Origin of the sequence: Fulvivirga kasyanovii (assembly GCF_009711405.1) — a bacterium.
In the GTDB taxonomy this organism is placed as follows: domain Bacteria; phylum Bacteroidota; class Bacteroidia; order Cytophagales; family Cyclobacteriaceae; genus Fulvivirga; species Fulvivirga kasyanovii.
Window position 1 is genome coordinate 1 of sequence record NZ_SMLW01000440.1, and the last position, 10,456, is coordinate 10,456.

Genomic DNA, 10,456 nt, shown 5'->3' on the forward strand with positions numbered 1-10,456 from the left:
CTTCTATATCCAGTATCAAGTCCGCATCCCTTACGGCCTTTGCTGTCGTCGGACCAAAAGCTGCTATTCTCGTATTGTTTTGCTTAAACTCAGGGAAATTGACCAAAAGCGAATTGATACCGGAAGGGCTAAAGAAAGCCAGGATATCATAATACACATTTTCAAGATCCGAAAGGTCGCTAGCTACTGTACGATAAATAATAGCTTCACTATAGTTAAACCCATTCTGATTCAAAAAATCCGGAATATCATTTTTCCTGATATCTGAACATGGGAATAAATATTTTTCGTTTTTATGTTTTTTAAGTATTTCCAACAGATCGGTGGCTGTACGATGACCTGTAAAAATCTTTCGTTTTCTGATAACAATATATTTTTGCAGGTAATTTGCCGTTTGCTCTGAAATACAGAAGTACTTCATGTCTGCAGGCATCTCGATTTTCATCTCCTCACAAATCTTGAAGAAATGATCAACAGCATTTCTACTGGTAAAAATAACAGCCGTATGCTTCAGAACATCAATTTTTTGTTGCCTGAATTCTTTAAGAGATACAGGATCCACCTGAATAAATGGTCTGAAATCTACCTTTAGGTTATACTTTTCCGCCAATTTAAAATAAGGCGAATTTTCATCACTAGGTTTTGGCTGAGAAACGAGGATACTCCTTACGGGACGCATCCTATCTTTCACTTGATCGGTCATAACTTCACTCAACAGTTACTCTTTACTCTTAGTAAATCAGAATGGTTGATTTAATCCTAAATAAAGGACAATACCAAATGGTATTACTTCAGTGCCGCAAAGGTATGAAAATAAATGTAAAGTTTTGTATGAGGCTGAACTCAATAATTTAAAAAACAAAATTACCACCCTCAACCCAAGGAAGATCAATATTATATTAATAATGGAGCTGTAATAATCTGCTGAAAAGATGGTGAAACCAAAGCGGGACAGCACAATTGCAATCAAAGCAAGACTGAAAATAATCAGGGTCATCCGGATATAATTGAAAAAGTGGGACACTACAAAATTACCCAGCTTGAACAGTGAAGACATATTGCTGATTAGCAGATATTTGGCAAAGAACCACCCCGTAATCAACATAGATAACTGGAACCACTTCCATAAACTGTCCCAATATCCATCAGGGTTAAACAGGCTGGCTTCTACATGAATATCCGACTGATAGACCAGCAACAACAAAACCAGGCCTACCAAAAAACTGAGATACAAGTATATTAAAAGGTTGATCTGGTTTAAGGGCCGGCTCTTAAATAGGTTTTCGTCACTTTCCCTCAGAGAGAATGCTCTGCTGGTTTTAAAAAAATCTGACAACATCCGTGGGAAATAATTGTACAGCGCTGCCAGAAAAGCACCTATCAGTACCAAAGCCGTAATAACAAAATTATAAAAAGGATGTACATCTCGTGTACGTACAATCACTGGATTTTCTGCAAGGGGCTTATCCTTGGAGCTGTATTTCACGATACGTGTACTTACGCCGAAAGGGTCCAATTTCTTATGATATATAGTAAAATGCCATTGGTCAGAACCATATGCACTTTTAAGACTATCCAGGTCATATGATTTATTCTTTATCACCCCTAACATTCTGTTGTTAAGAAAAAAAGAAAACTCCTGCTCGCCTCTTACCTGTAGAATACTGTTATGAAAGTCTGATGGTGAAATATCAAAATGGATTGTCTTGCCTCTAAATGAAGATCTACTCACTAAGGGAAGATAGCTCCCCCCACTTTCATCGTAAAAGTACCAATCATGGGACACGTCCCTTACAAGTGTTGTGTCAGCCCCTATGGCTTCAAAAGTGTATAAGCCGGGTATCAGATAAAAAAATATATATAGTAACCTTTTCTTCACGTTCGTAAGATTTCGCTGCAATTTATCAGAATTTAGCTATATAACCGAAATGAAACTTTGAAAGACGCGTACTTAAAACCTGATCTTCCGATTTACCAACTGCATATACAAGGCTTACAACACCCGCCTTGGTGGAAAAGTTGATACCTGCACCTATTCCTAAGGGATTATCCGACATGCTATTCCCTCCCAGATCAAAGTACAAATAGGACTGGTCGTAAAAAATGAACAAGGATGAGCTTTCATCAAAATGCAGTTGAACTTCCATATTTGAGACCAGATAATCTGAGGCGAAAAAAAAGTTTTCATTAAATCCCCTAAGGCTCCTTAAACCTCCTAGCCTAAACAGGTCATTTTTAAATAACTGGTCGTTAATAATTTTACCTCCGGTTATTTTTTGATGAAAGACAAACAATTTACTTATGGGTAAATAATATTGATACAAGCCTTCAAATTGATACTGTACTGTATTTAATTCCAGTCCTTCATATATTTCAGAAGGTAATGATACATTTTTTCTGATTTTCTTTGTGCCGACTGCTGCCTCCAAATAGGCCCCCATACCCGACTTTCTGTTTATTCGTTCATTAAAATTATTTACACCGTATCCTATACCATAATAATTAAGGTTAAAATCATTGACTTCGGGCAAACTCAAAACGTCCTCAAGGCCTTCAGTACTTAACAACCTTGAGGTTTTTAATTTTGTAAAGAAAGATATATTACTATTTGCAACCTGATAGTCAAATCCTATAAATGCATTCCTGTTAATAAAGGTGGTGTCCTCCTTTAGGAGCTCATAAGAAGTGCTAAAATTTAGGGGAGAGGCTAGTATATTTGGGTGGCGATATGAAATGTTGAGAAACTGAGATAGTGGTTTCAACCTTTGCCACACTACATCAAGTTGCTTACCGCTATTGAATAAGTTTGTGAGAGAAAGATCAAATTGTCCGGTAACCAATAGTTTACCGTCATTTTGGGCATTTGGCAAAACTCCTACAACGCCATCAATTCGATTAGCATTTATAGGTTCCAGGCGTAGCTGTATACTTGCCTGACTATTTTGAAAGGTTATCTGAACCGGGCCGGTTAGTTCCATAAAACCAAGTTTACTGATGCGGGCCGGTATTTTGTTGACTGTACTTTGATTAAATACCTCCCCGGGCCGCAACTCCAGATAACTCATCAGCCATTTGCTTTTAACCTTATCGGTGCCCTTAATTATTAGAGAATCGTAGGTTATCAAGGGGCCGCTGGTATAGTTAAGTACCGCCTGGATAACATTGTCAGAAACGGTTACTGAATCCAGGCTTATTGAAGCAAATGGGTGGCCAGTGTTTTCGCTCTGCTTTACAATCTTCCTAAACAATCTGGCAAGTTCGCCGTATTTAAAAGGTTTATTAATGTAGAACCTCTCCCTGTAACCAATTTTGCTGAGCAGGACCTCAGGAACCGATCCTTTATGAAGGTAGGCCCAATGATATTGGTCCCCGGTACTTACACCCAGGCTAAAGGTATGATTTGAGATGCTGATACCAGTGTATTTAGCCCTTAAGTATCCCTTGGAATATAGGCCCGTTAGCAACTTATTGGTCAGCACCATCACTTCCAGTGAATCTGCAACAGGCTGTTTCAAGGGCTGGAATTCTTCTATAATATCAAGTGTTTTATCAGTGCCTAAAAATTGTAGTGTGTAGCCTTGCTCCTGACAATAAGTAGCAACTGGTAAAAAAAAGAAAGCGATATGGAATAGTTTCCTTACCAAATAAATAGGTTTAATTTTAAGCTGACTTAATTATAACAATTTGGCTGGTATATATCTACATGTTCCGTTTTGTAAACAAGCTTGTTATTACTGTGACTTCCATTTCAGTACTAATCAAAGGTATGTCAAAGAAATGACCGAGGCATTATGCGCAGAACTAAAGCTACAAAAAGATTACCTTCATCATGAGCCTGTCAAAACTATTTATTTTGGCGGAGGAACTCCCTCTCTTTTAACCGATGAACAATTAAGACGGATTTTGGATATAATTAAATCCAACTATAGTATAGCTGGTGATCCTGAAATAACGCTTGAGGCTAACCCTGATGACCTTACTCCGGAAAAACTGGAATCGCTTCGCCAAATAGGTATCAACCGGCTGAGTATAGGTATTCAGTCATTTAATCAGGATGTATTAAAGTATCTGAACAGGGCGCATGACCGTGGGCAGGCGCTCAGGTGTTTTGAAAATGCCCGAAAGGCCGGATTCAATAATATCAGTATAGACCTGATTTATGCCATACCGGCAGATAGCCATGATAACTGGCACCAGGATCTTGATCAGGCTCTGGAATTGCAGCCTGAGCATATATCTTCATATAGTTTAACTATTGAGCCTAAAACCACTTTTGGCAACTGGCTGCGCAAGGGCAATATTCCTCCAATCGATGAAGAGTTTTCCGCTACTCAGTTTGAGATACTTATGGAGCGGCTTACCCAGGCCGATTATGAGCAATACGAAGTTTCTAATTTCTGTAAACCGGGATATTATTCCCGTCATAATTCAGGTTACTGGAAGCAGGAAAAATATCTGGGAATAGGACCTAGCGCTCACTCTTATGATGGGGTAAACCGCAGGTTTAATATTAGCCATAACCCGAAGTACATGAAAGCTATAGCAGAATCAGAAATCCCTTATGAAGAGGATATTTTAACCGATGAAGACAGGATCAATGAATATCTGCTTACCACACTACGAACGAAGTGGGGCGCAGATCTTGGAAAGATGGCATACAAATGGGAGTATGATCTCCTTAGTGAGCAGGGGGCTTACCTGGAGCGTTTATTTGCAAAAAATTATGCTATAATTGACGATAACCATCTTAAATTGACCAAAAGTGGCTTTTTACTGGCAGATAAAATATCTTCCGACTTATTTAAAATTAAAATATGAAAGCATCTTTTGTTTTAAATGGAAAAACATACGAAGCTGATCTTATAAATCCGGTGGATATATCCATTCCATTAAAAGAAGGAAACGAAAACCCCAACTGCTACTATGCAGAGCCTGTTAGATTTGAAACCATTAAATCAGGGGATTTTGTGGGTAGTGTGGCATTGGGAGGAAGTGTTAATTATCAGGCAATTACACTTACACCTCATGGAAACGGAACCCATACAGAGTGCTATGGCCATATCTCTTCCGATAGAGGAGCCACTTTGAATAAGTGCCTGAACAGGTATCATTTTATAGCCCAGGTAATAACCCTCACACCTATCCGTGAACCCAATGGTGATATGGTGATTGGTTTTGATGATTTCCAGTCCGAATTCCGTGATGGCATAGAGGCTGTTGTTATCAGAACGGCTCCAAACTCTACCGAAAAGCTTCATCAACAATACTCTGGTGCCAATCCACCCTTTATGGATGGCAGAATTGCAGAATTTCTGTGTGAAAAGGGGGTAAAACACTTGCTTATTGACCTTCCGTCTGTAGATAAGGAGGTTGATGGCGGTGAGCTTAGGTCTCACAAAGCTTTTTGGAATATGAATGGTAATATCAGAAAGGATTGCACCATTACAGAACTGATTTACGTAAACAATGATGTACAGGATGGGTTATACTTACTCAATTTGCAAGTTACCAGCCTTGAAGCTGATGCCAGCCCTAGTAAACCTGTACTTTTTAAAGTTAAGGAATATTAGTTTTTAAATTTTATTTTACTTTTTTTGCTAATGAAAAATGACCCCATGACTAGCGAAGAAAAGAAGGCATATCTGTTACTTAAATCTGTAATTTTTCACTATCACGGATTAGATGAAAAAGAGAGGCAAAACCTGCAGGAAACTGCACAGGAAATTGATGGCCTTGAAGAACTAAAATGGGCAAATGAATTCATTGCTAAAGATTATTTCAACTCCTTCGACCGTGCCCGTGAATATTTAAATGATATTATTGGAGACTACCCTCTTGAAAAAAGGGTATTTTACATTGATATGGTCTGGAAGTCCAATAGCCTAAAGGGTTATGTTACAGAGCTTGAAGCAACGGCCATGCTAAAACTGGCACGCGACTGGAATGTAGAAGCTGAGCTTATGGAGATCGTTAAAAAGATCTCCGGCGGATCATAAGCTCATCATTTCTTTAAATTTTGCAGCCTGTCTGCGGCTCACCTCTACTTTGTCTCCTCCTCTTAACCTCACCATGAGACCTCCGTTAAACCACGGCTCAATACCCTCAACCCAGCTTAGGTTAACGATGTGCTTTCGGCTTGCCCTGAAAAAATGCCTGGAGTCAAGCTTCTCATCAAGCGCGTTTAAAGATTTGTGGATCATGGGGCGGTTATTATCAAAGTAAACCTTGATATAATTACCATCTGATTCGAACAATCGGATATTGGAAAGGCTTACAAACCAGCACTTGTCTCCATCTTTCACAAAAACCTGATCATCAAGTGTAAGCTTTTTATCAGAACTTCTGGCAGTGGTATTAGCTGCCTGATGTTTAGCTAGTAATTTATTTATGCTTTCGTTTAAACGCTCTGTTTGTATTGGTTTTAGCAAATAATCCAGTGCATTTACTTCAAATGCCTTCAATGCAAACTCATCATAGGCTGTAGTAAATATCACCTGGGGCACGTTGTCCAGCATTTCAAGCAATTCAAAACCTGTTTTACCGGGCATCTGAATATCCAGGAATAAAAGATCAGGGTTTAAACTATTGACCATTTCCAATGCCTCATCTGCATTGGCAGCCTCCCCTACTATATCTATCTGGCCATAATCCTGCAGCAGATTTGTCAGCTCTTTTCGTGCCAATCTCTCATCATCAATTATTAATGCTTTCATATATTCAAATTTATTTTGAGCCCTATTAAATCCGTTATTATAGCTTAATTCCGCTTAGGTATGACTAATTCTGTCAAAACAATATTCTTAGATTCATTCTTAACAATTAAACTGGCCTCGCCCCCGTATAATAGTTTCAATCTCTGCCTGGTATTGCGAAGCCCTAAACCACCCTTGTTTTCAGCTTTAGCCCCATTAACGGATTTAAAGTGTCCACTGTTTCTTATCTCTATTTTTAATTGCGAATCGGTCACAAAAGTTCGCAAATCAATTATTCCTCCCTCTTTTAATTTTGATATACCATGTTTAATACCGTTCTCCACAAGGGTCTGTAGCATTAAAGGGGGGACTAAAAACTTGTACGATTCCCGGTGAATCTCAAACCTCGTCCTCAAACGCTCTTCAAACCGTATACTTTCCAGGCCAAGGTAGTCTTTCACTGTTTTTAATTCATCTTCAAAGTTAGTCAACCTCTTTTTATCGGAAACCAACGAGTTTCTTAGGATATTGGAAAGCTGCGTAATAGCATTTTTTGATTTGACAGGGTTTTCATCTACCAAAGCCCTTATGCTATTCAATGCATTGAAAATAAAATGTGGATTAAGTTGGGACTTGAGGTTATTGAGCTCAATCTCATTGATGGCGGCTTCATGTTGCAATGACAGATTGTATCGCTCAAAATAATGGTAAATAAAATAGAGAACTGACCATAAAAAAAAGATCAGGGCATAAACCATAGTAAGTCCAACCACATTGCTGATTTTCCAGACCTGTGGATTGAACATGCCAAGTGGAAAACTAATAAGCACCCTGATAAAGTAGACTGTAAGCCCCAGGCCAAAAACAGCCAAAAGAACCCGGGGTATTAACTTGGCCATATTAAATGCCAGCCAACCCCAATTAATAATAAACCTTCTGAACAGGTGGGTGATTAACAAAAAAGTGATAGCCTCCAGCAACCAGAATATCACCTGAGAGGTTTTTAGCAGTTGCCCTCCGAGAAAGATGAAGCCTAATATCTGCACAATGGCAAACAGAAGCCAGCCACCTATCTGCAACGACCAATATAACTTGAGTTTATTCACTAATCTTTAAGCACTATCAAAAAGCAAATTTACTTAATAACAGGGATTAAAAATTACGTTTTTTTATCAGTGGAAAGAAAGACGTATTTAGCGGAATTAGCCGTCTGTTCTGACCAGGAAGAGGAATAAAAAAACCGCCAATAATATGAAGATCCATGATAAGGCGTTCAGTAGCGTTCTCTGCCTAGGGAATACGTCATTCTTTATAAGGCCCATAGTTATAAATGCAAGCCCGGCGGCTATGTACATCGATGCTTCCCAATACTCTTTTATATATATCTGATAGAAAGAAAAAAGCAACATCAGACCTCCGACAAAATATTGTATACCGGCTTTATTCATTATTCTTTGTGATTATTACGATGTCTCGGGATAAACCTTCTGATAATAAGTCTTGTCCCTTTATCGTACGTAAAGTAGTTCCATACCCAGTTACTGAACACAATGAGCCTATTCCTGAAACCTATAATGGAGATAAGATGCACAAACATCCAGATCATCCACGCGAAAAGACCTCCAAATCGTAGCTTCCCCATATCTACAACAGCCTTATTTCGTCCTACAGTTGCCATAGAGCCTTTGTCCTTATAGGTAAACGGCTTTAGTGGTTTCCCTTTAAATGTTCTTTTTAAATTTTCAGCCAAATGATCTCCTTGCTGTATGGCTACGGGTGCGAGCATAGGGTGGCCATATGGAAACTCTTTTGATTTCATTACTGCAATGTCACCTATGGCATAAATATTTTCGTAGCCCTTGACCTTGCTGTATTCGTCAACAACTAAACGGCCTCTTTCAACTGATCCGTCATTTATCCCATCCGGGAAGTTTCCCTGAACACCTGCCGCCCAAATCAGCGTTTGGGTTTTTATTTCATCTCCATTGCTTAATTTGGCTACTGTGCCGTCATAAGAGGTCACTAAAGTGTTTAATTGGACATGAACATCAAATTTCTTAAGATATTTTAAAGCCTTTCTTGAAGCAAACTCAGACATCGCACCCAGAAGCCGCGGAGTTCCTTCCAGCAGGGTTATATTCATTTGATCAAAGTCCAATTCCGGATAATCGGAGGGAAGGATGTTCTTTTTTAACTCTCCCAGGGCTCCTGCTACTTCCACTCCTGTAGGTCCACCACCTACAATGGCAATGTTCATCATAGATTCAAGCTTCTCGGGGTCATCAGTGATAGTGGCTGCCTCAAAGTTTTGAAGTATATGACTGCGAAGGTCAAGGGCTTGTGGGATTTGTTTTAATGGAAAGGCATTGGCCATGATAGATTCATTGCCAAAATAATTTGTCTTGGACCCTGTAGCTATCACCAGATAGTCATAAGACATTTCCCCAATCTCTGTCTGAATAGTTTGGCTGCCGGGGTCAACCGAATATACCTCTGCCATTCGGAAGAAAAAATTCTTCACTGGCTCCAACTGTTTTCGTAAAGGATCGGCGATAGAATCAGGTTCCAGCCCGGCAGTAGCTACCTGGTAAAGCAAGGGCTGGAAGGTGTGATAATTATTTCGATCGAACAACACTATCTGAAGAGGGGCCTTAGCCAACCTTTTAACTAATTTAATGCCCGCAAAACCTCCTCCTATAATAATCAAACGTGGATTTTTGGACTCCGGCACCGGTATATGCTTCATAGCTATCGCAGATTATCTTGGTAAAAATTGCCGGTGTAATATTAGCTCATTGTGACTAAATAAAAGAAGAAAAACGGACAGATTTAGAGGGGTTATTTTTTTATTATTTTAAAGGGAACTCTTTTAGACAAATTTGGCTTTTTAAAATAAGCAATAATTCATAGTTGATAATTTTCAAGGTTTTGGTTGAATGAAAAGTGCCGCTACAACAGCGGCACTTTTATTTTTATCCCCACGAATTATCTTCGTGCTTTTCCATTTTTATTTTTTCAAGGTCTCAAAGAATTTCATGGCGCTTTGTCCCAGGTTATCAGCTATTATCTTCTTGTATTCCACGCTGGTAATAAACTCATTACTCATAAATTCTTCCAGCAAAGGAGCCCAATCGTTGCTTTTGGGCATTATTATTCCAAATTGCTCTGTGCTTTCATCTCCACCAGGATGTCTCTTTACAGGTTGCCTGTTTTGAATAGCCTCAAAATAATAGGTAAAATCTACATTGGTAAATTTTTTTGGATCTGCAATAATCGCGTCCATAGCCTTACCAAATGAGGTTACATACTCTACTTTTAATTCCGGGTAGTATTTTGATTTGATATCCATCACCCACTTTTCATTGGTCGAGTTCTTTATAGTTACTACTGTCATACCCGCAAACTTTTCAGCAACCTCGCTAATGTTGTTCAACGTTGGTACTGAGTTATGGGTAAGCACCATTCCTATGTTGGTAATATATGGAGGACTAAAATTATACACTCTTTTACGAGCGTCCGTAATTGTAGTATTACTCAACCCAAATACACCGCCCTTTGCCTCCTTAACCTCTTCCAGAAACAATGTGAAATTGTTTGGATCCTTGCTCTGGTAAGTTACACTGACTTCAATACCTTCTTTATTTTCAACATACTCTTCAAACTTCTTCATCAGATCAACGGTGATACCTGTCATCTCACCGTTTTTCTTTGAAGAAAAGCCGGGCGATTCGGCATAGGTGTAAACCCAAGAAGCTGACCCTTTG

At 39.0% G+C, this 10,456-nt stretch carries 10 protein-coding genes; 3 read left to right on the plus strand and 7 right to left on the minus strand.

The window, feature by feature from the left end; genetic code table 11:
- From E1163_RS06875 to E1163_RS06885, 3 genes are all read right to left on the minus strand, one after another.
- Window positions 1-703: uroporphyrinogen-III synthase (locus tag E1163_RS06875; protein ID WP_155170701.1), on the minus strand; the 703-nt coding region annotated here is incomplete at its 3' end.
- A 36-nt stretch (window positions 704-739) separates the two neighbouring features.
- On the minus strand, window positions 740-1,879 hold the full coding sequence (locus E1163_RS31200) for a DUF4271 domain-containing protein (protein ID WP_155170702.1): 1,140 nt from the start codon (window positions 1,877-1,879) through the stop codon (window positions 740-742).
- Window positions 1,880-1,904: 25 nt separating this feature from the next.
- The gene (locus E1163_RS06885) at window positions 1,905-3,644 is read right to left on the minus strand and encodes a BamA/TamA family outer membrane protein (RefSeq protein ID WP_155170703.1); all 1,740 of its coding nucleotides are present in this window, start codon (window positions 3,642-3,644) and stop codon (window positions 1,905-1,907) included.
- A gap of 40 nt (window positions 3,645-3,684) precedes the next feature.
- Between E1163_RS06885 and hemW the strand changes: the two genes are divergently transcribed.
- From hemW to E1163_RS06900, 3 genes are read left to right on the plus strand one after another with little or no spacing between them, the layout of a single operon-like run.
- A complete protein-coding gene (gene hemW, locus E1163_RS06890) occupies window positions 3,685-4,818 on the plus strand; it encodes a radical SAM family heme chaperone HemW (protein WP_155170704.1) in 1,134 nt (377 codons plus the stop codon).
- On the plus strand, window positions 4,815-5,570 hold the full coding sequence (locus E1163_RS06895) for a cyclase family protein (protein WP_155170705.1): 756 nt from the start codon (window positions 4,815-4,817) through the stop codon (window positions 5,568-5,570). The genes hemW and E1163_RS06895 overlap by 4 nt, the downstream gene beginning before the upstream one ends.
- A gap of 30 nt (window positions 5,571-5,600) precedes the next feature.
- On the plus strand, window positions 5,601-5,996 hold the full coding sequence (locus tag E1163_RS06900; RefSeq protein WP_246223532.1) for a hypothetical protein: 396 nt from the start codon (window positions 5,601-5,603) through the stop codon (window positions 5,994-5,996).
- Here E1163_RS06900 and E1163_RS06905 read toward each other — a convergent pair.
- The 4 genes from E1163_RS06905 to E1163_RS06920 form a co-directional block, all read right to left on the minus strand.
- Window positions 5,991-6,713, minus strand: a complete 723-nt coding sequence (locus tag E1163_RS06905; RefSeq protein ID WP_155170707.1) for a LytR/AlgR family response regulator transcription factor — start codon at window positions 6,711-6,713, stop codon at window positions 5,991-5,993. The genes E1163_RS06900 and E1163_RS06905 overlap by 6 nt on opposite strands.
- A 44-nt stretch (window positions 6,714-6,757) precedes the next feature.
- On the minus strand, window positions 6,758-7,798 hold the full coding sequence (locus tag E1163_RS06910; RefSeq protein ID WP_343033769.1) for a sensor histidine kinase: 1,041 nt from the start codon (window positions 7,796-7,798) through the stop codon (window positions 6,758-6,760).
- A gap of 341 nt (window positions 7,799-8,139) precedes the next feature.
- Window positions 8,140-9,438, minus strand: coding sequence for an NAD(P)/FAD-dependent oxidoreductase (locus E1163_RS06915; protein WP_155170708.1), 1,299 nt, complete (start codon window positions 9,436-9,438; stop codon window positions 8,140-8,142).
- 261 nt (window positions 9,439-9,699) lie between these two features.
- On the minus strand, window positions 9,700-10,456 hold a 757-nt coding region (locus tag E1163_RS06920), incomplete at its 5' end, for a substrate-binding periplasmic protein (protein WP_155170709.1).